The 23127-nt window shown below is 73.7% G+C and carries 11 protein-coding genes and 1 pseudogene; 3 read left to right on the top strand and 9 right to left on the bottom strand.

Features of this window, described 5'->3' with window-relative positions; all coding sequences use genetic code 11:
- Positions 1–2: 2 nt before the first annotated feature.
- The 7 genes from ACFWNV_RS05140 to ACFWNV_RS05110 all read right to left on the bottom strand — a co-directional run bounded on the left by ACFWNV_RS05140 (position 3) and on the right by ACFWNV_RS05110 (position 17652).
- The gene (locus tag ACFWNV_RS05140; protein ID WP_383940690.1) at positions 3–3224 is read right to left on the bottom strand and encodes an amino acid adenylation domain-containing protein; all 3222 of its coding nucleotides are present in this window, start codon (positions 3222–3224) and stop codon (positions 3–5) included.
- Positions 3221–5014, bottom strand: coding sequence for a condensation domain-containing protein (locus ACFWNV_RS05135; RefSeq protein WP_383940688.1), 1794 nt, complete (start codon positions 5012–5014; stop codon positions 3221–3223). Before ACFWNV_RS05135 ends, ACFWNV_RS05140 begins: the two co-directional genes overlap by 4 nt.
- Positions 5007–5231: an MbtH family protein gene (locus ACFWNV_RS05130; protein WP_266874801.1), complete on the bottom strand. Its 225-nt coding sequence runs from the start codon at positions 5229–5231 to the stop codon at positions 5007–5009. The genes ACFWNV_RS05135 and ACFWNV_RS05130 overlap by 8 nt, the downstream gene beginning before the upstream one ends.
- Before the next feature lie 75 nt (positions 5232–5306).
- Entirely contained in the window at positions 5307–7574 is a 2268-nt protein-coding gene (locus tag ACFWNV_RS05125) for a pyridoxal-phosphate dependent enzyme (RefSeq protein ID WP_383940684.1), read from the bottom strand.
- Between the two features lie 2 nt (positions 7575–7576).
- Complete coding sequence (locus ACFWNV_RS05120; RefSeq protein ID WP_383940682.1) at positions 7577–8551, bottom strand: kinase; 975 nt, start codon at positions 8549–8551, stop codon at positions 7577–7579.
- Positions 8517–10106: an argininosuccinate lyase gene (locus tag ACFWNV_RS05115; protein WP_383940679.1), complete on the bottom strand. Its 1590-nt coding sequence runs from the start codon at positions 10104–10106 to the stop codon at positions 8517–8519. Before ACFWNV_RS05115 ends, ACFWNV_RS05120 begins: the two co-directional genes overlap by 35 nt.
- Positions 10107–10245: 139 nt before the next feature.
- Positions 10246–17652, bottom strand: coding sequence for an amino acid adenylation domain-containing protein (locus ACFWNV_RS05110; protein ID WP_383940676.1), 7407 nt, complete (start codon positions 17650–17652; stop codon positions 10246–10248).
- Positions 17653–17943: 291 nt separating this feature from the next.
- On the opposite strand from ACFWNV_RS05110, the gene ACFWNV_RS05105 reads away from it, so the two are divergent.
- Together ACFWNV_RS05105 and ACFWNV_RS05100 are read left to right on the top strand one after the other, a co-directional pair.
- The gene (locus tag ACFWNV_RS05105; RefSeq protein WP_383940673.1) at positions 17944–19281 is read left to right on the top strand and encodes a lipase family protein; all 1338 of its coding nucleotides are present in this window, start codon (positions 17944–17946) and stop codon (positions 19279–19281) included.
- A 382-nt stretch (positions 19282–19663) separates the two neighbouring features.
- Positions 19664–19834, top strand: coding sequence for a hypothetical protein (locus ACFWNV_RS05100; RefSeq protein WP_383940670.1), 171 nt, complete (start codon positions 19664–19666; stop codon positions 19832–19834).
- Between the two features lie 56 nt (positions 19835–19890).
- Here the strand turns inward: ACFWNV_RS05100 and ACFWNV_RS05095 are convergent, their stop codons facing one another.
- Together ACFWNV_RS05095 and ACFWNV_RS05090 are read right to left on the bottom strand one after the other, a co-directional pair.
- Entirely contained in the window at positions 19891–21165 is a 1275-nt protein-coding gene (locus ACFWNV_RS05095; protein ID WP_383940667.1) for an MFS transporter, read from the bottom strand.
- Entirely contained in the window at positions 21162–22274 is a 1113-nt protein-coding gene (locus ACFWNV_RS05090; RefSeq protein WP_383940665.1) for a PLP-dependent cysteine synthase family protein, read from the bottom strand. Before ACFWNV_RS05090 ends, ACFWNV_RS05095 begins: the two co-directional genes overlap by 4 nt.
- A 751-nt stretch (positions 22275–23025) precedes the next feature.
- On the opposite strand from ACFWNV_RS05090, the pseudogene ACFWNV_RS05085 reads away from it, so the two are divergent.
- Positions 23026–23127 (top strand): annotated as a pseudogene (locus tag ACFWNV_RS05085) (hydrophobic protein); the annotation flags it as partial.

The raw sequence follows: 23127 nt of genomic DNA, 5'->3' as shown, positions 1-23127 counted from the left end.
GGTCAGGCGGTCTGGGTGCGGCGGGCCCGGCGGACGATCGGCGGGTCTTGCGCGGCGGCGCCCGCGGCCGCCGCGGCGGGCAGGGCCGCGGCGAGTTCGGCGACGGTGGGGCCGGTGAAGAACTGTCGGATGCCGATGGCGGCTCCGAAGCGCGTCCGGACCTCGGCGAGCAGCTGGGTGGCGAGCAGGGAGTGGCCGCCCAGGTCGAAGAAGCTGTCGTGGACGCCGATCCGCGGCAGGCCGAGGACCTGCTCCCAGATCGCGCACAGGGCACGCTCGTCGTCGGTGCGCGGCTCCTGGTGGGCACCGGCGGCGCCGGCCGTCGGGTCCGGCGCGGGCAGGGCGGCCAGGTCGGTCTTGCCGTTGGCCGTCACCGGGAAGGCGTGGAGCAGGGTCAGGGTGGTGGGCACCATGTAGTCGGAAAGCCGGGCGCGCAGATGTTCGCGCAGTTCCGCCGGGGTGGGGGCGGTGGCTCCCTCGGCCGGGACCGCGTAGCCCGCGAGCGCGGCGCCGGCGGCCGTGTCCACGACGGTGACGGCGGCCTGGCCCACCGCCGGATGGGCGGCCAGAGCGTGCTCGATCTCCCCCGGTTCGATGCGCAGCCCGCGGATCTTGACCTGCCGGTCGGCGCGGCCGAGGTACTCGACCTGGCCGTCGGCGTTCCAGCGGGCGAGGTCGCCGGTGCGGTACATGCGGGCGCCCGGTGGTCCGTACGGGCAGGCGACGAAGCGTTCGGCGGTCAGCGCGGCCCGGCCGAGGTAGCCCTGCGCGAGTCCGGCGCCGGCGATGTAGAGCTCGCCGGTGACGCCGGGCGCGGCGAGGCCGAGCCGTTCGTCGAGGACGTGGAGCTGCGTGCCGTCGAGCGGGCGGCCGATGGGCACCGTACCGTCGGGGGCGTCCTGGCCGGGGCCCACTGCGAAGGTCGCGGCGAAGGTGGTGGTCTCGGTGGGGCCGTACGCGTTGGTGACGGTGGTGCGGGGGCAGGCCTCGCGGACCCGGCGGACCATGGACGGGGAGGCGGCCTCGCCGCCGGTCATCACCTCGTGCAGGGAGCCGAGTGCGGGCAGGCAGCGGTCGGCGAGGACGTTGAAGAGGGTGGCGGTGAGGAAGGTTCCGGTGACCTGCTCCTCGGTCATCAGCCGGGCCAGCGCGTCGACGTCGAGGTCGCCGGGGGGTGCCACGACGACGAGCCCGCCGTTCAACAGCGGCACCCACAGCTCGTAGGTGGAGGCGTCGAAGGCGTGCGGGGAGCGGAACAGGACCCGCTCGTGCGCGCCACCGCGCCAGCGCCGGTCGGTGGCGAGGGCGACGACCTCGCGGTGGGAGACGGCCACGCCCTTGGGGACGCCGGTGGAGCCGGAGGTGTACATCAGGTAGGCGAGGGCGTCGGGATGTCCGGCCGGCCCGGCCGTCGCGGCCCTTTCGGCAGCCCCTTCGGAGGTCTCTTCGGCAGAGGGCTGCGCCGGGCGCAGTACGTGGCGCGGCCCCGCCGGTACGGGTTCGCCCTCCGGGACGTCGGTGACGAGGACGGTGGCCCCGGCCGCGGCGATCACGGCCTCGGTACGGACGCCGGGGGCCCGGGCGTCCAGCGGCAGGTAGGCGGCCCCGGCCTTGAGGATGCCCAGGCAGGCGGCCACCAGGTCGGCCGAGCGGTCCATCAGGACGGCGACGGCCTCGCCGGGGCGGACGCCGAGGGTGCGCAGCCGGCCGGCGAACAGCTCGGCCGTCGCTCCGAGTTCGGCGTACGTGGTCTCCCGGCCCGCGCAGCGCACGGCGGGCCGGTCCGGGTGGGCGGCGGCCCGCTCCTCGAAGGCCTCGTGGACGGTGCGGGCGTCGGCGGCGGCGGGTGCGCCCTGCCAGTGCCCGAGGAGGTCGGCCCGCTCCCCCGGCAGCAGTACGTCGAGTGCGGAGACCGGGATCCCGGGCTCGCGGACGACGGCGCCGATCAGCTGGACGAGCCGGTCCAGCAGGCGCCGGACCGTGCCCTCGTCGAACAGGTCGCTCGCGTACTCCAGGCCGAGGGCCAGGCCCCCGGGTGCTCCGGTGGCCGGGTCGTGGAGCTCCTCGACCTCCAGGGTGAGGTCGAACTTGGCGGTGTCGGTGCGCACCGCCTCCACCTGCGCGGTCAGGCCCGCGAAGGCGGGGGCCTGCGGCTCGGTGCGCTGGGCTGAGACGGCGACCTGGAAGAGCGGGTGCCGGGCGGCCGAGCGGGCCGGGTTGAGGCGTTCGACCAGCGATTCGAAGGGCAGTTCCTGGTGGGCGTACGTCGCCAGTGCGGCGGTGCGCACCCGGCCCAGTACCTCGGTGAACGTGGGGTCGCCGGAGGTGTCGGCGCGCACGATCAGGGTGTTGACGAAGAGCCCCACGAGGTCGGTGAGGGCTTCGTCGTCCCGCCCGTCGAGGGGGCAGCCGAGCGGCAGGTCGGTGCCGGCACCCAGGCGGGTGAGCAGGACCGCGAAGGCGGCCTGGACGGCCATGAACGGCGTGGCGCGGCCGTCCCGGGCCAGTGCGGCCAGACCCGCGTGGGTGGCGGCGTCGGTCCGTGCCTCCACCACCGCGCCCCGGTGGCCGGCGACGGCCGGGCGCGGCCGGTCGGCGGGCAGCGCCAGTTCGTCGGGCAGGCCGTCGAGGGCGTTCGCCCAGTGGGTGAGCAGTCGGGCGTGCAGGGAGTCGGGGTCCTGGGCCGGGCCGAGGAGCTCGCGCTGCCACAGCGCGTAGTCCGGGTACTGGACGGGCAGTTCGGGCCACTCGGGCGGCAGGCCGGCGGTCCGGGCGGTATAGGCGGCGGCGAGGTCACGGACGAGGATGTTGACGGAGTGGCCGTCACCCGCGATGTGGTGCAGGACCAGGAGCAGGTAGTGGTCCTCGTCCCCGTCCGTGAACAGGTCGGCGCGCAGCGGGGGTTCGGTGCACAGGTCGAAGGGGCGGGACGATGCCCGCGCGGCCGGCCCGGCGCGTTCGGCGGGCGGGCCCTCGGTGACGGTGAGCGCCGGGGCGGCGTCCGCGGGGTCCAGGACCCGCTGGTACGGGCGGCCCGCCTCGTCCGGGAAGACGGTGCGCAGCGCTTCGTGGCGGGCGCTCACGTCCGCGAGGGCGGCGTGCAGGGCGGTGCGGTCGAGGGCGCCGCTCAGCCGGAGCCCGACGGGGATGTGGTAGAGCGCGCCGTCGGCGCCGTCGCGGGCGTGGAACCACAGCCGCTGCTGGGCGTGGGACAGAGGGATCACAGCAGGGCTCCGAGCTGGGATTCGAAGGTGTCGAGGTCGGCCTGGCTGACCCGGGTGAGCGACACGTCGGAGGGGGTCAGGCCGCCGGCGTCCGGGCGGGCGGCGTGGGTGACGACGGCGCGCAGCATGGTGAACCACTCCTGGGCGAGGTCGTGGACCCACGGCCCCGCGAGGGCGTTGTCCGCCCAGGTCCAGGTGGCGCTGAGGGTGAGTCCGTCGGGGCCCTCGTGGGCGGCCGCGTTCACCTCGACGGCGTGCGCCATCGGAAGTCCCTCGTCGGCGTCGTCGAGGGCGAAGGCGTGCCCGGGAGCGGCGTCCCACGGTGCGTCGCCGCCCATCGGGAACCTGCCGAGGTAGTTGAAGCCGATCTGGGGGATGCCGCGCGCGGCGAGGCCTGCTCCGGTACGGGAGTTGAGGTGGCGCAGCAGGCCGAAGCCGATGCCCTTGTCCGGTACGGCGCGCAGTTCCTCCTTGACGAGGCGCAGGGCGGCGCCGATCGCCGGTCCGCCGGCCCGGGCCCCTTCGAGGTCGGGGCGGCCGAGAGCGAGGCGGACCGGGAACACGGTGGTGAACCAGCCGACGGTGCGGGAGAGGTCCGTGCCGTCGGCGACGTCCTCCCGGCCGTGCCCTTCGACGTCGACGAGGACGGCTCCCTCCTCGTCCGGCCCGTCCGCGCCCTCGGCGGCGCGCCGGCCGAGGACGGCCAGCGCGAGGGCGGTCAGCAGGACGTCGTTGACGGTGCCGTTGACGAGGCCGGGCGCGGTGGTGAGCAGGGGGCCCGTCACGTCCGGGCCCAGGGTGAGGGTGAGCGTGTGCTCCGGGCTCTCGGGGTCGAGGCCGCCGGGCGCGCGGACCCCGGCGAGGGCCTGCGGGGCCTCGCGCAGGGTCGCGGCCCAGCGGTCGGCCTCGGCGGTGCGGCGGCCGGAGGTGGCCTCCGCGCGCAGCAGGTCGGCCCAGTGCGCGAAGGGGGTGTGCGCCGGTTCCAGGACCGGCTCGCGGCCCTCGGCGAGGGCTGCCGCGCAGGTCCGCAGGTCGTCCTGGAGGATGCGCCAGGAGACTCCGTCGACGACCAGGTGGTGGATGACGAGCGCGAGGCGTCCCTGCTGTCCGGCTCCCCGGTCCATGAGGACGGCGCGCAGCATCCGGCCGTCGCGGGGCGAGAGCCGCCGCCGCGCCGCCCGCATCCGCTCCCGGGTCAGGGCGGGCAGTTCCGCGTCGCCCCTGCCGCGGGCGTCCACGTGGTCGAGCAGGTCCGCCGCGGTGACGGAGCCCGCGGGGGGTACGACCGGCTCGGCGCCGGCCGCGGCGATCCCGTCGGGCAGGCGCAGCCGGAGCATCTCGTGGGTGTCGAGGAGGGCCCGGACGGTGCGTTCGGCCTCGGCCGCCCCGAAGCCCGGCGGGGTGCGCAGCACGAGCGACTGGTTGTACGTGTCGACGGGACCGCCGAGTTCGGCCAGCCAGCCCATGATGGGGGTGGGGCTCAGCGGGCCCAGCCGGCGCGGGGGCACGGCCGGGCCCGCGCCGGCCCGTGCCCGGCCGTGGGCGCGGGCGGTGGCGGCGAGCGCGGTCACGTTCTCGGCGCGGAGCACGTCGCGGGTGGTGAGGACGAGCCCGGCCGCGCGGGCGCGGCTGACGACCTGGATCGCCTGGATGCTGTCCCCGCCCAGCCCGGTGAAGCTGTGGTCCGCGTCGACCTCGCCGTGGCCGAGTACGTCGGCGAAGAGGGTGCGCAGGGTCCGTACGGGGTCGGCCCCGGCGGGCTGCTCCGTGTGGTGGGCGGGCTCAGCCACGGGGGGTGTTCCCGGCGAGGGCGGCCACCAGGGAGGCGGGGCGCATGTCGGTCCAGACGCGCTCCACGTGGTCCAGGCAGGCCTGGCGGCCGTCGGGGCCGTGCACCACGTTCCAGCCGGCCGGGACGGGGTTGGCGGCGGGCCACAGGGAGTGCTGGAGTTCGTCGTTGCGGACGACGACGTAGGAGGCGTTGTCGTTCTCGAAGGGGTTGCTCACGGCGGTTCGCCTTTCGGTTCGGGTGGGCGTGTACGGGGTGTACGGCGCCTCGTGCGACGGGTGGTGGTGGGTGGATCAGGAGCGGGGCGCGGCCTCGATGTCGAGGCGGATCAGAGCGCGGGCCGCGTCGAGGGCCGCGTGCACGCCTTCGGGCTGCCGGTGGCGGGCGATCACGTGCCCGAGCCGGTCGGAGGCACTGCGGGGGCTGCGCACGGGCGTGCCGGGGGCGGCGGTGACCAGCACCGACTCGACCCCGTCGACGGCTTCGGCGGCCCGGGTGCCGTGGGCGGCGGTGAGGGTGCCGTCGGTGTCGGCGAGGAGGAACTGGATGCCGGCGTGGCCGGCGTCCTCGGACTTCAGGTGCGGGGGCAGGCCGAGTGCGGCGCGGAGCTGCTCGCCGAGGAGGTCGACCCCGGTGGCGAGCCGGATCAGTTCGGGGATCATGCCTCCGGCCGGGCGCGGGTTGATCTCGATGAGAGCCGGTCCGTCAACGGTCAGTTTGACCTCGGTGTGGGTGGCTCCCAGCCGGATCCCGGCCGCGTCCAGGGCGGCCGTCACCGTCTCGGTGATCGCCTGTGCGGTGGTGGCGGGCAGTGGGGCGGGGAAGAGGTGGCGGTGCTCGACGAAGTAGGGGGTCGCGGTCACCGACTTGGCGGTGATGCCCACGCACTCGGCCCGTCCGTCCCGGCTGAACATCTCGACGCTGTACTCGGGCGCGTCGAGGTACTCCTCGACGAGGACGGTGCGGGCGGTGGGCATGCCCCGTACGTTGGTGCCGATCGCGAGGATCCGCTCGATCTGGGCGCGGGCCTCGTCCTCGTCGGCGCAGAGCAGGACGTTCGTGGAGCCCGAGTCGTCGGCCGGCTTGACCACGCAGGGCAGTCCGGTCCGGGCGATGGCGGCCGCGGCCCCGTCCGGCTCGCGGACCAAGGCGTAGCGGGGCTGGCGGACGTCCGCGGTCCGCAGCCTCTCGCGCAGGGCCGACTTGTCGCGGCAGAGGGCCACCGCCTCGGGCGGGTTGCCGGGCAGGCCGAGCCACTGGGCGGTCCGGGCGGCGGCCGGTACGTAGAAGTCGCTGGTGGTGGTGACGCCGGCGATCTCCTCGCGGCGGAAGCGTTCCTGTACGGCGGCGCGCAGGGCGGCGTCGGAGTTGGTGCCGCAGCGCAGCACCTCGGCGCCGGTGTCCGCGAGTCCGCGGTAGCGGTCGGGGTCGCCGGTCAGCAGGACGGGTACGGTGCCCAGTTCGCGGGCCCGCTCCAGCGCCAGCATGCCGGTGCCGGTGGTGTTGGACTCCACGAACAGCAGGTGCCTGCGGATCCCGGCGGGCGCGTCGTAGGCGAGGGTGGACCAGGTGCGGGCGGTCCCGTCGGGGCCGAGGGGGGCCGGTGCGGTGGCGGTGGGCATCTCGCGCAGCCGGTTTTCGTCCCAGTGCTCGTCGTTGTAGACGGTGTCGGCGTAGCGGTCGCCGCGGTCGGGCAGGATGCCGACGATCCGGGTGCCGGGTTCGGCGCGCTCGGCGAGGCCGGTGAGGACCCGGTAGACGGAACCCGAGGTGTTGCCGCCGAAGATCTGCTGTTCGCGGGCGAGGTCCCAGGTGGCGGCGAAGGCCTCGTGGTCGTTGAGCCAGTGCACCTCGTCGACGAGGGTGCGGTCCAGGTTCTTGGGCAGCAGGCTGTTGCCCAGTCCGCTCTGCAGGCGCTGCGGTACGTCGGGCTGGCCGAAGAGGGTGCTGCCCACGCAGTCGACGCCGACGACGTGCAGGGCGGGCAGCGTGGCGCGCAGGGCGCGGGCGGTGCCGCAGAGGGAGCCGCCGCTGCCGACGGCGCCGACGAGGGTGTCGAACCGGCCGAGGTCCGCGATGAGTTCCCCGGCGAGGGTGCGGTAGGCGCCGGGGTTGTCGGGGTTGGTGTACTGCTGCGGCCAGAAGGCGCCGGGCAGTTGGTCGAGCAGCTCCGCGAGCCGCTCCAGTCGGGCGCTCTGCCAGCCGTGGCTGGTCATGGCCTCGACGATGTGCACCCGGCAGCCCAGGGCGCGGAGTTTGGCGAGGGTGACAGGGTCGATGCGCGGGTCGGTGACGATGTGGACCTCGTGGCCCAGGGAACGGCCGACGAGGGCGACGCCGAGGGCCATGGTGCCCGAGGAGCTCTCGATGACGGGGTCGCCCGGTTTCAGGGTGCCCAGCCGCCGGGCCTCCAGCAGGATGTTGCGGGCGACGCGGTCCTTCATCGCGAAGAGGTTCTGCAGTTCCAGCTTGGCGTAGACCTCCACGCCGCGGGCCTCGCCCAGGCGGAGCCGGACCAGAGGGGTCGCCCCGATCGCGTCCGTCACGGTGTCGAACAGCATGCTCAGATCTCCAGCTCGGTGGGGTGGGCGGGCAGGGCCGTCGGGCTCCAGCTGTCGCCGCCGCCCAGGGAGCGGTGTACGGACACCTCTCCGCCGAGGGCGGCGCAGCCGGCCCGTATGTGCTCGGTCTTGCCGGTGAGGGCCGGGTCGCCCGCCTCCAGGAGGACGCCGAGCATGGTGCCGCTGTGGGCGAGCACCAGTCCCAGGCCGTCGACCTCGCGGCACAGGGCGTGCAGGTGCGCGAACCCGGCGCGCCGGCGGCGGCGGGCGTTCATCTCGGCGCTGCGGGTGGCGACGGCGCCGACCTCCTGGAGGTCCGCGCGGGCCACGGCGGCGGTCAGCCGGTCCAGCAGGAGCGCGTACTCCTCGCGGTCCGCGGAGCCGATGGCCCGGGCGACCCGGTTGTGCGCGACGGTGTCCACCTGCCCGCCCTCGTCGTGGGCGACGACGGTGAGCGGGGGGAGCACGCCGAGGCGGCGGCCGAGGCGCACCTCACGGTGGTGGAAGGCGACGATCTCGTCGTACATGACCCCGTCGGCCGGTTCGATGCCGCGCAGGAAGTCCTCCGTCTCGGCCGGGGTGAAGGCGCGGCCGTGGGCCGCGCCGACGGCCCGTACGGTGGCGACGAGGTCGGCGGAGGAACTGGCGAGGCCCTTGCCCTCGGGCAGGTCTCCGGCCACCTCCAGCAGGCCGCCGTCCGTGCTGCCGAGGGCGGCCAGGACGGCTTCGGCGACCCGGCGGGACTTGGCCTTGTGCGCCGGCCGCACCTGGACGCCGGGCCGGCCGGGCACGGGGTGGAACACGGCGGTGGCCCAGCGTGCCAGCGGGAAGGTGACCAGGAAGTCGCCCTGCGGGTGGGGCAGGGCGCCCTGGAGCAGTTCGCCGAAGGTGCCGAAGGCGCTGCCGGTTCCGGCGGGGGCGGTGGAGACCGCCCCGGCGGTGTCAGTGCGCGTGTCGTACGCGGGCGCGGGTGCCATCGCCGTCCTCCTGCTCGTCGGTCTCGGTGCCGGCGGTGGCGGTGCCGGCCGCTCCGTACAGGGCTAGGCCGCCCTCCTCGGCGCCCGCGCGGATCACGGCGGCGCGCCGTTCCCAGTCGGCGGCCAGCCGGTCGTACGTCTCCTGCTGCGTGCGCAGGACCGCGCGGACGGACTCGGGGCGGGCCGAACCGGCGGACACCATGCGTTCCAGACCCCGGTCGACGTCGAAGGCCTCGGCGAGGAGCCGGGCGGGGTCGGCGAGGGTGAAGCCGTGTCCGGCGGCCGCCTCGGCCAGCAGGGCGGGCTCGCCCGGGGCGGGAGCGGCGCCCGCCGTCGCGGCGAGCACGACGTACTTGCCGGCGACGACCTGGGCGGTGCGCCAGGGCACCCCCTCGGTGAGGCAGAGGGCGTTGGCGAGGCTGAAGCCGCCGAGGAACTCAGCTGCGCACACCTGGCGCATGCGGTCGGCGCGGAAGGTGAGCCGGCGCAGTACCTCGGTGAGGAGGCGGACGGTGCCGTGGGCCGAGTCGAAGGCGTTCAGCAGGTGGGTGCCGGCCTCCTTGGAGACCTCGACGAGGTTGCAGAAGGGGGTGTTGCGCTGACCCAGGAGCACGTCGAAGTGGAAGGCGGTCAGGTGGGCGGTGCGTCCGCGGATCCGCTCCAGGACGGGGTAGTTCTTCTTCTGCGGCATGGCGGAGGAGATGCCGGACAGTTCGTCGGGCAGTTCGATGAAGCCGTACTCACTGCCGCCCCACGTGAGCAGGTCGGTGGTGAATCGGCTCAGGGCGCTTCCCAGGAGGCTGAGCTCCGCGGTCAGTTCGGCGCTCCAGCGGCGCGAGGCGACCGCGGTCAGGGCGTGGGGCTGCGGCCGGGAGAAGCCGAGCAGCCGGGCCATCCGGTCGCGGTCCCAGGGCAGTTCCTGCCCGGCCATGGCGCCGGCGCCCAGCGGGGAGGCGTCGATGCCGTCGTAGGCGTTCAGCAGCCGGGCCTGGGTGTGCAGCAGGTGCTCGGAGAGCGCGGCGAGGTGGAAGCCGGGGGTGATGATCTGGGCGGCCTGGAAGTGGGTGTAGCCCGGCATGGGCAGGTCGCAGGTCTTCTCGGCCAACCGGTGCACGACGGAGCCGAGTTCGCGGAGCGCCGCGGCGAACCGGGTGAGCTGGTCGCGTCCGTACATCACCTGGGCGCAGGCCTGGAGGTCGTTGCGGCTGCGGTCGGCGTGCCAGGCGACGACCGGACGGGGCAGGCCCGCCTCGACGTGCCGTTCGAGGGCGAAGGCGATGTCCGACATGTTGGCGCCGGGCAGCGCGCTGAGGGTGTCGGGGCCGACGGAGTCGAGCAGGGCGGCGATCCGGCGGGCCTCCTCGGCGGTGATCAGGTCCATGCGGACGTACTCGGCGGCCAGGGTCTTCTCGATGGCGACGTAGTGGCGCAGCAGGTGGCGGGACTCGAACGCGAACTGCGGGGCGAGCACTTCGTCGTGGAGGAGTTCCGCGGGGCCGCCGCGGATGCGGCCGCTCAGTTCGGGGGCGGCGGGCCCCGGGGTATCGCTCGTCACGTGGTGTTTCCGTTCCTGTTCTGGTGCGGGGCGCAGGGCGCGAGGCGCGTCGGTGCATGCCTCGTCGGCGCGCGGCGCGCGAGGGCGTGGCACGGTCTGGGGCGGGGCGGGTGGAGCCGGTGACCCTACGGGCCCCGGTTCAGCGGTGGTCGGCCGCGGCGAGGGCGGTGCTCAGCAGGACTGCGGCCCGCCTGCTGTGGGGCGGCCGCATCAGCCCGTAGTGGTCGGTGGCGATGTCGTGGCGGGTGAAGCCGGCCACGGCCTTCCCCGCCCACCGGTCAGCGGCGTGCTCGCGGGCCCCGGTGCCGGTCTGGAGGAACAGGACCGGGCAAGGGGCGGCCGGCGGCTCGTACGCGGCAGCGGCGCGGATCCCCGTACGGAACACCGTGTAGTGCCGGGCGAGGTCCCGCGGGTCCAGTCCGGGGGCGAAACCCTCGCGTTCCACGTGTTCGGCGAGGACGGCGAGCCGGGCCGTGGTGCCGGTGACGCTCCGCAGCGCGCCGCGCAGGGCCGACACGCCCTCGTCGGACGGGTCGAAGCCGGCGGAGCGGGCCAGGTCCTCGTGGAACCACTCCAGCAGGTCGTTCTCGTCCGCGGGTACGTGGGCGGGCTCCGGGTAGCCGGTGTCCAGCAGGGCGAGGGTCGCCACCTCCTGTCCGGCGGCCCGCAGCCGGAGGGCCATTTCGTAGGCGAGGAGCCCGCCGAAGGACCAGCCGGCCAGGTGGTAGGGGCCCTCGGGCCGGATCCGGCGCAGGGCTTCCACGTGGGCCGCGGCCAGCTCCTCGACGGTGGCCCCGGACACCGGGCCGGGGGCGGTCAGCCCGGGCGCCGTCAGGCCGAACACCGGCCGGTCGGCGTCCAGTTCGGCGGCCAGGTCCCGGTAGCAGAAGACGTTGCCGCCGATCGGGTGCACGAGGAAGAGCGGGTCGAGCGTGCCCCCGGGCCGGATGCGGACCACCGGGTCGGGTGCCGCCCCGGTGTGGCGGCCGCGCAGCAGGGCGGCCTGCCGGGCGACGGTCGGGTGTTCGATGACGGTCGAGACGCCGAGGCGTTCACCGAAGGCCTGGTTGATCCGGCCGATCAGGCGCAGGGCGTCGATGGAGTGCCCGCCGGACGCGAAGAAGTCGTCGTGGACGCCGACCGGGCCGGCGGCCAGGAGCCGCTCCCAGATCTCGGCGAGGCGTGATTCGAGTGCGTCGCGGGGCGGGGTCGGCTCCACGCCGCCGCGCAGGTCGGCGGGGTCCGGGTCGGGCAGGGCGGCCCGGTCCAGTTTGCCGTTGGCGGTCAGCGGGAGGGTCTCCAGGCTCACCCAGGCGGACGGGACCATGTACTCGGGGAGCCGTTCGCGGGCGTGGGCGGCCAGTTCACCGGGGTCGGGTGCGGCGCCGGTGCCCGGGCCGGCCGATTCGGGGACGAAGTAGCCGACGAGGCGTTCGCCGCGGGGCAGGACGGCGCAGTCGCGGACGCCGGGGTGTTCGGCGAGGACCGCTTCGATCTCCCCCGGCTCGACGCGGAAGCCGCGGATCTTGAGCTGGTGATCGGTGCGGCCCGCGTACTCCAGGGCGCCGTCGGGGCGGTGCCGGGCCAGGTCGCCGGTCCGGTAGAGGCGGCGGGTGACGCCGTCGGGGCCGGTGTGCTCGACGAAGCGCTCGGCCGTCAGTTCCGGTCGCCCGTGGTAGCCGTCGGCGAGGCCGACGCCTTCGAGGAAGAGTTCTCCGGTGACGCCGAGGGGGACTTCGGCGAGGCGCCGGTCGAGGACGTGCGTGCGCATGTTGGCGATGGGCCGGCCGATGGGCACGGTATCGCCGCCGTCGGGCCGGCACTGCCAGTACGTGACGTCGACGGCCGCCTCGGTGGGCCCGTAGAGGTTGTGCAGTTCCACGCCGGGCAGCCGCTCGAAGAACCTGCGCTGTACCTCGTACGGGAGGGCCTCGCCGCTGCACACCACCCGGGTGAGGCCGGCCGCCCTGGTGACGGCCTCGGGTTCGTCGAGGAAGACGCTGAGCATCGACGGGACGAAGTGCACCGTGCTGACGCCCTCGTCGCGGATCAGGGCGGCGAGGTAGCCGGGGTCGCGCTGGCCGCCGGGGCGGGCGAGGACCAGGGTGGCGCCGGTGAGCAACGGCCAGAAGAGCTCCCACACGGAGACGTCGAAGGTGTACGGCGTCTTGTGGAGCACCCGCTCCCCCGGTGTCAGGCCGTACTCGTCCTGCATCCACAGCAGCCGGTTGGCGATGGCGCGGTGGGAGACCACGACGCCCTTGGGCTTGCCGGTGGATCCCGAGGTGAAGATCATGTACGCCGGGTCGGCGGGCCCGGGGCCCGTGCCGGGGCCGGAGGCGTCCACAGCGCCGGTCGCGACAGCCGTCGGAGCGGCCGTCGGGGCGTCCTGCGGCCGGACGACGGTGACCCCGGAACCCACCAGCCGGTCCGCCCACACACCCTCGGTGACCACCAGGCCGATGCCCGACTCGGCGAGCAGCGAGCGCACACGGGGCGCCGGGTGTTCCGGGTCGAGCGGGACGTAGGCGGCGCCGGACTTCAGGACGGCGAGCAGGACGACGGGCAGGGCGAGGGAGCGTTCCATCAGCAGGCCGACGAAGGTGCCGGGGCCGGCGCCCCGTTCGCGCAGGACCGTGCACAGCCGGTCGGCCTCGGTGTCGAGGGCGCGGTAGGTCAGTTCCGCGCCCTCGAAGCGGACGGCGGGGGCGTCGGGCGTCCGCTCGAGCTGCTCGTCGATCAGCCGGGTCAGGACGTGCGGCCGCGGGTAGGGGACGGCGGTCCGGTTCCACTCGGCGTGGCGGCGGTGCTCGGCCTCCGGGAGGAGGTCGGTGGCCGTGCAGTCGCGGTCCGGGGCCTCGGACAGATCGCGCAGGGCGGCCCGGTAGGAGGAGTGCGCGTGCTCCATCTGTTCCTCGGAGAACTGGGCGGCATCGAAGCGCAGGCCGAGTTCGAGCAGGGAGCCGTCGGGGCTGCGGGAGAACTCGGCGCCGAAGGCGAAGTCCGTGCCGGCCTCCCCGGTCTCCTCCAGCACGGTGAAGGTCCCACCACTGGGCCCGTCCTGCTCCACGTGGAAGTGGGTGTAGTTGAAGAAGGTCTCGAACAGCGGGCCGCCCCCGGACAGGCGCTGGATCTCGGCGAGCGGGAAGCGCCGGTACGCGTGCAGTTCGGCCTCCAGCTCGGCGACGTGCGCGACGAGGCCGCGCCAGTTCATCCCGGTGACCTCGACGCTCAGCGGCAGGGTGTTCAGGAAGGCACCGACGACCTTGTCCCCGTCGGCCTCCTCGGCCCGCCCGTTGTGGACCACTCCGGTGGTGACCGCGTCGCCGCCGCCCAGCAGGGCCATGACCCGCAGGTGGGCGGCGAGCAGGACCGTGCGCAGCGGTACGCCGCACTCGTCGGCCAGGGTGGTCAGCCGGGCGTGCAACCCCTGCGGGAGCGGCGCGAGGTACCAGGACATGCGGGCGGGTCCGCCGGTCGCCGCCGGGCGCGCCAGCCGGGTCGCGGGGGCGTCGGCGGCCTTGCCGGTCCAGAACGCGCGCTGCCCGGGGTCGGCCAGGGCGGCCCGTTCGAGGGCGACGAAGGTGGCGAACCGGGAGCGGGGCCCCGCGTCCGGGGAGGGGCCGTCCCCGGGGGTGCGGGCGGCGAGCACCTCGGTGTAGCAGGTGGCCAGTTCGGTCAGGAGCGAGCGTTCGCTCCAGCCGTCGAGGACGGCGTGGTGCTCGGCGACGAACAGGCGGAGCCGGGTGTCCGAGAGCCGCTGCACGTGGAAGCGGATGAGCGGGGGACGCTCCCAGGCGAACGGCCGGTCGCGCTCGGCGGCGTAGCGGGCGGCGACGGCGGTGTCCTGCGCCTCGGGGTCGAGGCCGTACAGGTCCTCGAAGGTGATCTCCGGGCGGGCGCCGCGGTGCACGAGCTGGAGGGGTTCGGTGAATCCGTGCGGGTCGAAGGAGGTGCGCAGCATCTCGTGCCGGGCGGCGAGGACGTCGATGGTGGTCCGCCAGGCGGCTTCGGTGAAGGGCGCCTCGACCAGGTAGGAGGCCACGTTGTGGTAGACGCGCCCGCCGGCCGACGGCAGGTCGCTGTGGTAGAGCATGCCGGCCTGGAGCCGGGTCATCGGGTAGGCGTCCTCCAGCCCCTCGGGCAGGGCGGCGCGGTCCTCGGCGGTGAGCAGCGCGAACGGCTCGTACGGGGCTCCGCCGCCGGGCGCCTGTGCCCGCCGGGTCACGGCGGGGGCGAGTGCGCGGGCCGACGGGAGGCGCATGAGGTCGGCGACGGTGAGGTCGAGACCGCGTTCGCGGATCCTGGCGAGCACCTGGAGGGAGCGGATGGAGTCCCCGCCGAGGGCGAACCAGTTGTCGAGGGCGCCCACCCGTTCGCGCCCGAGGACCTGCGCGAAGACCTCGGTGATCGCGGTCTCGACCGGCCCGCGGGGTGCTTCGTAGGCAGCCGTGGGGGTCCGGGCGGCCGAGCCGGGGGCGGGCAGGCGGCGGCGGTCGGTCTTGCCGTTGGCGGTCAGCGGGAAGGCGGGCAGGGTGACGAACGCGCCGGGGATCATGTAGCCGGGCAGGCGCTGTTCGAGGTGGGCGCGCAGCTCCTCCACGGTGGGACCGGCGCCGTTCTCGGCCCCGGTCACGGCGAGGTAGCCGACGAGTACGTCGGTCCCCGCGGGATCCGGTGCGACGAGTGCGACCGCGGCGTCGACGAGGGGATGGGCGGCCAGGGCCGCCTCGACCTCGCCGAGTTCTATCCGGAAGCCGCGCAGTTTGACCTGGTGGTCGATGCGGCCGAGGTACTCCAGGTCCCCGTCGGCCAGGGCGCGCGCCAGGTCGCCGGTGCGGTACAGCCGCTCGCCGGCCGAGAGTCCGGTGGGGGCGTCGGCGACGCGGCCGGCGGAGCCGTCGGCGGGCACGGCGGGGAAGCGCTCGGCGGTGAGTTCGGGCCGGCGCAGGTAGCCGCGGGCCAGGCCCGCGCCGGCGACGTACAGCTCCCCGACGGCTCCGCGCGGGACGGTCCGGCCGCGGGCGTCGAGCAGGTGCAGGCGCAGGTCGGGGATGGGCACGCCGATGACGCTGCCGCGGCCCTCCTCGGCGTCGCGGGCGGTCAGCGGCCGGTAGGTGACGTGCACGGTGGTCTCGGTGATGCCGTACATGTTGACCAGGCGGGGTGCGGTGTCGCCGTGCCGGGCGAACCAGCCGGCGAGGGCCGCGACGTCGAGGGCCTCCCCTCCGAAGACGACGTGGCGCAGGCTCAGTCCGGACCCGGACCCGGACCCGGACCCGGTCGCAGCGGCGGCGCGGTGGTGTTCCTCGTCGGCGCGGGCCAACTGGTAGAAGGCGGAAGGGGTCTGGTTGAGCACGGTGACGCGTTCCGCGCGCAGCAGCCGGTGGAACTCCTCGGGCGAGCGGCTCGTCCCGTACGGGACCACGACGAGGCGGCCGCCGTGGGCGAGGGCTCCCCAGAGTTCCCACACGGAGAAGTCGAAGGCGATGGAGTGGAAGAGGGTCCACACGTCCTCGGGACCGAAGCCGAACCAGTGATCGGTGGCGGAGAACAGGCGGGTGACGTTGGAGTGGGGTACGAGGGTGCCCTTGGGCAGGCCGGTGGAGCCGGAGGTGTAGATGACGTAGGCCAGATGGTCCGGGGTCACGCCGGTCTGCGGGGCGGTGTCCGGTTGGGCGGCCAGGAGCGGGGCGTCGGCGAGCAGGTCGACGGTGTGCAGGGCGGCGGCGGGGGCGTGCGGGTCGGCGGGGACGGAGCCGGGGGCGTCCCACAGACCCCGGGTGGCGGTGGTGGCGACGACGTGCGCGAGGCGGGCGTCGCCGATGATGTGGCGCAGCCGCTCGGGCGGGTTGTCGGGGTCCAGCGGCAGGTAGGCGCCGCCGGCCTTGAGGATGCCGAGCAGACCGACGACGAGGTCGGCGGAGCGGGGCAGGCACAGTCCGACGAGGGTGTCGGGGCCCACGCCCAGGGCGCGCAGCCGGTGGGCGAGCCGGTTGGCCCGGGCATCGAGCTCGCGGTAGGTGAGGGACGTGCCCTCGTGGACGAGGGCGACGGCCTCGGGGGTGCGGGCGGCGTGGGCCGCGAAGAGCTCGTGGACACAGCGGAGTTCGCCCGGGGCGTGCGGGAGGGCGGCGTGAGGCTGTTGCGGAGCATCGCCGGTGAGCGGGGATCCGATGCCACCGCGCTCGTCGCCCGCCAGCATCGGCAGGGCATCGAGCGGCAGTTCGGGGTCGTCGGTGGCGGCATCGAGCAGGCGGGCGAAGTGCCGGCCGAACTGCTCGATCGTGGCGGCCTCGAACAGGTCGGCGCGGTACTCCAGCCGGCAGCTCGTCGTCCCGCCGGTGCGTACGACGTCGAAGGTGAGGTCGAACTTGGCGGTTCCGGCGGGCCCTTCGAGCAGCCGGGCCTTCGGTCCGGGCAGGCCGCCGGTCATGCCGTCCTCGTCGTGCAGGCCGAACATGACGTGGAACAGCGGCGCGTCCTCCCCGGTACGGCCCGGGGCGATCCGGTCGACGATCCGCTCGAAGGGAAGGTCCTGGTGGTCCTGGGCGTCGAGCACGGTGTTCCGTACGCGTTCCAGGTGGATCCGGAACGCGGGGTTGTCGGACAAGTCCGCGCGGATCACCATCGTGTTGACGAACAGGCCGACGGTGTCGTGGAACTCCTTGCGGTTGCGGCCCGCCACCGGGGTCCCCACGAGTACGTCGTCGGTGCCCGTGTACCGGCCCAGCACGATCTGGAAGGCCGCCAGCATCAGCATGTAGGGGGTGCTGTGCGTGTCGCGGCACAGGCGCTCCATCCGGGCGAGCACCGGGGCCGGTACGTCGAAGGAGTGCAGCTCCGCCGCGCCGCGGGCCGCTCCGGTACCGGGGCGGCCGTCCCGGGGCAGCGGCGCATTGGGTAGCTCGTCGCCCAACTGCCGCTCCCAGTACGCGAGCTGGCGCCGGGCGGCCTCGCCCCCGAGCCACTCCTCCTGCCATTCGGAGAAATCGGCGTACTGGTACTCCGGGCCCTCCTCGGCCGGTTCCGGCCGCGGACCGTCGGCGCACCGGGCGTACGCGGCGAGGAGCTCACGGGCGAGGATCCCGACGGACCAGCCGTCGGCAACGATGTGGTGCAGGCCGAGCGCGAGGACGGCGCCGTCGGGGGTGTGCAGCAGGGCCGCACGGAAGAGCGGTCCGGCCTCCAGGTCGAAGGGCCGGTGGTGTTCGGCGGCCGTCCACTCCTCGACGCCCCTGTCCCCGGCGGCGGTGGCGGTGGACCAGGCGAGCTCGGCCCCGGTGTCGATGTGCTGCCACAGCTCGCCGTCCCGCAGGACGAAGCGGGTGCGCAGCGCCTCGTGCCGGTCGATCAGTTCCTGCGCGCAGCTGCGGAGCGCGGTCTCGTCCACGGGCCCTTCCAGGCCGTAGAAGACCGGCATGTGGTACGTCGGTCGGCCCTCCTCCATCTGCTGGAGGAAGTACATGCGCTGCTGGGCTGCCGATGCGCGGAACGCGCTGAACGACGGCTCCGCAGGGCATTCGATCGGAACGTGACTGGCCAAGACAACTCCCTCGACGCCGCACCGGTGCCTGGTACGCGGCGCATGCTCCGCTTGATTGCCCCTTCAGCCTAGGAAAAGTGCGGATTGGGGTGAAGTCGCCTCTTTGCGGTCCCGGATTCACGTGACCGACATCGCCCGGACGGAGGCCTCGCGGCCTTGTCGAACTCGGTGGCGCCGAACCGTGCCGCAGGCCTGTTCAAGCCGTTTACCTGCTGGTAACTTGCAGCGCTGTTACCACCGGTAACGCACGACGACTGTCCCGGTGATCCACGAGACGAATCCGAGGGAACCATGCACCGCATCGCCATGGGGAAGCTGGCAGCGGCAGTTGCCACCGCTCTGGCCGTCACCGCCGCTCCGGCGGCCGCGGCCGCTCCGTCCGCCTCGTCGACGGTCGCGGCGGGCGACTCGTTCTACGCGTACGACGGCAGCACCCCCTTGTCCTCGTACGCACCGGGCGCCGTCCTCAAGACCCGGACGCTGCAGTACCACGTCCTCGGCATCCCGACGCCGGTCACCGCGATCCAGCTGCTGTTCCGCACCGTCGACGCGCAGGGCCGCCCGTCCGCCGGGGTCACGTCGATCGTGCGCAGCCCCAACGGAGACGGCAGCAAGGCCGTCTCGTACCAGTCGTTCTACGACTCCCTCAACCCCGCGGACTCCCCCTCCCGGGCCATCGCGGGCGACGTCTCGCTCGGCGGCCTGATCGCGAACGGCGAGTCCCTCCTCCTGGTGCCGCTCCTGCTCTCGGGCTACAACGTGATCATCCCGGACAGCGAGGGCCAGAACGCCGACTTCGCGGCCGGCCCGGAGTACGGAACGAACACGCTGGACTCGATCCGAGCCGCGAGCCAGTCCCCGCAGACCGGCCTGAACTCCAACACCCGCATCGGCCTGGCCGGTTACTCGGGCGGAGCCATCGCCACCCACTGGGCGGCCGCACTCGCCCCGGGGTACGCGCCGGACGTCGACAGGAGGCTGGTCGGATACGCGGAAGGCGGTCTGCTCGTCGATCCGGCGCACAACCTCAAGTACGTCAGCGGCAGTTCCATCTGGGCCGGCGTCGCACCCATGGCCGTCATCGGGGCCGCGCGTTCCTACGACATCGACTTCGCGCCCTACCTCAACGACTACGGTCGACGGGTCTTCAAGCAGCTCGAACGCGGGTCGATCGTCAACGCGCTGGGCCAGTACCCGGGACTGACCTGGAAGAAGATGGTCAAGCCTGAGTACGCGAACCCGAATTCGGTTCCCCCCTTCGTCGAGGCGGTCAACAAGCTCAACCTCGGCTCGGCCCCCACCCCCAGCACTCCCGGGTTCATCGTCCAGGGCGACGGAGGCGTCCTGGAGGGCACCCTCAGCAACCTCCCGGGCATCGGCACGGGTGACGGGGTCATGGTCGCCGGAGACGTGCGCGCGCTGGTCCGGCAGTACTGCGACAAGGGCAACACCGCGATCAAGTACCAGCAGCACGAGCTGCTCAGCCATGTCGGCGCCGCCGTTCCGTGGGCACCCGCCGCCCTCGGCTGGCTGGGCGACAGGTTCGCGGGCAAGACGCCCCCGTCCGACTGCGGCCGGATCCCTGCGGGCAACTCGCTCGCACCGGAGGTCCCCACGGCAAGGCCCTGACACCGGAGGCCGCTGCGTAGGCTCGCCACCGGCGCTCACCCCACTGGCACGAAACCGGGAGAGCGCAGCAAGGCCCAGTCAACTGACCGGGCCTTGCCGGTCACCTGGGGTCAGCGGGTCCAGAGCGGGGTTCGCGGCGAGCCAGGCCCGGTACGAGGCCCTGGGGTACTCACGCCCTCGCCGCCGTCACCAGCCGTTCCTGGCAGAACGGCTGCCTGGACTCGGCCACCACCGCCAAGACCGGCGCGCACACCACCCGCGCCGACGACCTCGGCACCCGGATCACCTCCAGCATCGACGCGCTGGGCATCCGCCCCGGCCGGATCATCGAATCCGGCACCACCCTCGTCGGCCAGAACCTCAAGCGGCGTCGGAGGAACCGGTGCCGTGGGCCAGGCTGATCACGGTCCCGGCCGCGATCCCGGCGGCGGTGCGCCCCGACGGTCGGACGCCGCCCAGCACGGGGGTGATCATCGGCATGGTCGTTGCCGTGGTCGTCATGGGTGCCGGCGCCGCGCTGTGGTTCAAGCGCCGCAGCAGCAACACCGGCTGAGCAGGTAGAGCAAGGGGGCTGGGCGCGCCGCCGAGCGCGCCCGGCCCCTCTTACCGCTATGCGGCCACCGTCTCCTTCGCCGGTGCGTGCAGATGCCCGCCTCGGGCCAGGGCGGCGACCGCCGCGGCACACGCCGCGCCGACCGCGGCGAGCAGCGCCCACGGGGCGAAGGCGATCTCCGCGGACCGTGAGGCGTCCAGGACCGCGCCGGTGGCGAGATTCCCCAGGGTGATGCCGATCCCGCACACGGTGTTGTAGAGGCCGTAGTGCGTGGCCACCCACCGGTCGCGGGCCAGCACGACGATGGTGTCCATCTCGAACGGGTACAGCACCGCCGTCGCCAGAGCCAGGCCCGCCGCGCAGGCCAGCAGGGGCAGCACCGCGAGAACCTGGGCCGCCCGACCCGCCGCGGGCGACCAGGAGGAGCTCCATAGCGGTGGCAGGAACGCCGCCCCCATCAGGAACAGGCCCGCCATCAGGCATTGCGGCGACGACCAGGTGCGTTTGCACCAGGCCGTGATGCGCAGCTGTCCCAGCAGAGCGACCAGCCCGGACACGACGAACAGCGCGCTCGTGGCGATCGTGGCGGCCGGGCCCTGTCCTGTCAGGCGCCGTGTCTCCAGGGGGAGGGCGAGGTAGATCTGGAAGGACAGGACGTAGGAGCCGGTCATCGCGGCCGCGAACAGCCAGAAGGGCCTGTTGCCGAGCACCGCTGCCGCCTGCGTGCGCAGCGATACGGGTTCGCCCGCAGGCCCACCGCTGCGCTGGGGCAGACGGCGGGTCTGCAGAATGGTCAGGCCGGCGAACAGGGCGGCCGCCACCAGGCACGTCGCGGGAAACGACACGGTGAGCAGAGCCATCCCGAGCAGCGGACCGAGCAGGATGCCGGACTGGTAGAAGACGTTGAACAGCGCGAACGCCTCCACCCGCCGCTCACCGGCTTCCGCCGCAAGGTAGGCCCGCACCGCGGGGTTGAACAGCGCGCCGGCCAGCCCCGTGGCCGCGGAGGCGGCGATCAGAGTGGCCAGCGAGTCCGCGAAGGCCAGGGCGGTGAATCCGGCCGTGCGCAGCGCGCAACCGGCGACGATCAGCGGTTTGTAGCCCAGCCGGTCGGCGAAGGCGCCACCGATGAGGAACATGCCCTGCTGGGAGAGGTTGCGGACGCCGAGGACCAGTCCGACCGCCCAGGCCGACAGGGCGAGGGAGCTGGAGAGGTGGGCTGCGAGGTAGGGCATCAGCATGTAGAAGCCGAGGTTGATGGTGAGCTGGTTGATCAGGAGCAGCTGCACCGCGGTGTCGAAGGAGCGGGCCTGGCGCCACAGACCGGTCATCGGCCGACACCGGTACCGGGCGCGGCGGCCGGGGCGGCATCGCGATCCAGCGGGTCGAGGACGCGCGGGCAGCGCGTCCAGGAGGTGACTTCCCGCTCGCCGGGATCCTCCAGCAGGTCCGGCTCCTCGGCCGGCCGGATGCCCAGGAGGTTGTTGGCTGCGCAGTGGTCGTCGTTGAAGACGGTGTCGAAGTAGCGGTGCGGGCCGTCGGGAAACACCGCGACGATCCGGGTCCCCTTCGGGCTCGTGCGGGCGAGCCAGCCCGCGACCAGGGCGACGGCGCCGACGCTCCAGCCGCCGGTGGCGTAGTGGCGGGAGGCGAGGGCGCGGGCCGCCCAGACGGCCTCGCCCGGGGCGACCCAGTGGACTTCACTGAACGCCGGGTAGTCGACGTTGCCGGGGTGGATGGAGGAACCCAGGCCGCGCATGAGCCGGGGGCGGGCGGGCTGGCCGAAGATGGTGGAGCCGATCGTGTCGACGCCGACGAGCCGCAGTCCCGGCATGCGCGGCCGCAGGGCACGTGCGATGCCGGCCGAATGGCCGCCGGTGCCGACCGCGCAGACCAGGATGTCGATGGGGTCGAGCCGCTCTGCCAGTTCGGCGGCGAGAGGGGCGTACGCCTCGATGTTGTCGGGGTTGTTGTACTGGTCAGGGCACCAGGCGGCCGGGTTCTCCGCGAGGAGTTCGGCGACCTTGTCGAGGCGAGCCTGCTGCCAGCCGCCCGTGGGGTGCGGCTCGGGAACGAGATGGACGTGCGCGCCGTGCGCGGCGAGCAGCTTGTCCATGATCGGTTCCATGCCCGGATCGGTCACCACGTGGACGGGGTGGCCGTAGACGACGCCGGCGAGGGCGAGACCGAGGCCGAGCGTGCCGGAGGTCGACTCCACGATCGGGGCGCCGGGGAGCAGTGCGCCGCGTTCGCGGGCCCTGGCGACCATGTGCAGGGCGGCGCGGTCCTTGATTCCGCCCGGGTTGAAGCCTTCGAGCTTGGCCCAGAAGCCCTGCGGGGCACGGGCGAAGGGCTCGTCGACGAACAGCATCGGCGTCGAGCCCACCGCGGAGAGCAGACCCGGGTCATGGGCAGGCAGGGGTGAGGCGAGGTGATTCATGAAGAGGGCTTCCTGTGTGCAGGCGCACCTGTCCGCCCCGCGCCCATGGTGGGCAGGCGGGTACCGGACAGCGCCGTGGAATGTGCGGATGACGGGAGCCCGTCCTTCCAGCCCTTGTCAGGACGAGGACAGGGCGGGCCCGGTCATCTGCGGTCCACGCACGACAGGCTCCTCGGATCCGGCCGGGCGTGCCCGGCAGTCGCGGCCCGCGGCGCGGGAAGTCCCGCTTCCCGCGCCCCCCAGTGCGTCGATCCTGACTCCGCGTCCGCGACGCGGTCCCCGCCGCCGTCGGGCTTGTTCGCCGTGTGCTCCTCGACGGACCGGCTTCCTCCGTGGCAGCCGCCGTCCATCGGGTCCGCCGCGCGAGCCTGGTCGGAAAGGTCACGTCCAGGAGCCGCCGGAACCGCGGAGGAGGTCGTCGGCGCGGTGGATGTCAGCCGGTGATGCCCTGCCGAATCACACACGCCGAGCAGCAAGATCAGCATGGCGCCGAGAAGGAGACCAACGAGCCACTGCTCGCCCCTCACGCTCCGCCAGGACCACCCTCGATACCGCATCGCAACCGAGACGCTACCCTTGGTGACTTTGAGGTGCGACCAGCGACCCACGAACGAGTGACGCGCCCCGACCTCTACAAGAGGGCCAGCGCAGCACACCTTGCAATGAACTGAAAACGGGCTGAACGTCTTCCCGCCTGCGCCGATAAGAAACAGGTAAGTTTTGCGCGAATGTTCGAGGGGCGGTCGGGCAGATGAGTGCTCGGAGGTTGATAAATATGGTTCCCCTGCTTCTCGTTCTTCTGCTGGTTCTGATTCTCGCTGGTGCGGGATTCGCGATCAAAATCCTTTGGTGG

The sequence above is a fragment of the Streptomyces sp. NPDC058401 genome, from assembly GCF_042722885.1.
Classification (GTDB): Bacteria; Actinomycetota; Actinomycetes; order Streptomycetales; family Streptomycetaceae; genus Streptomyces.
This window is presented reverse-complemented; position numbering and strand designations above follow the sequence as displayed.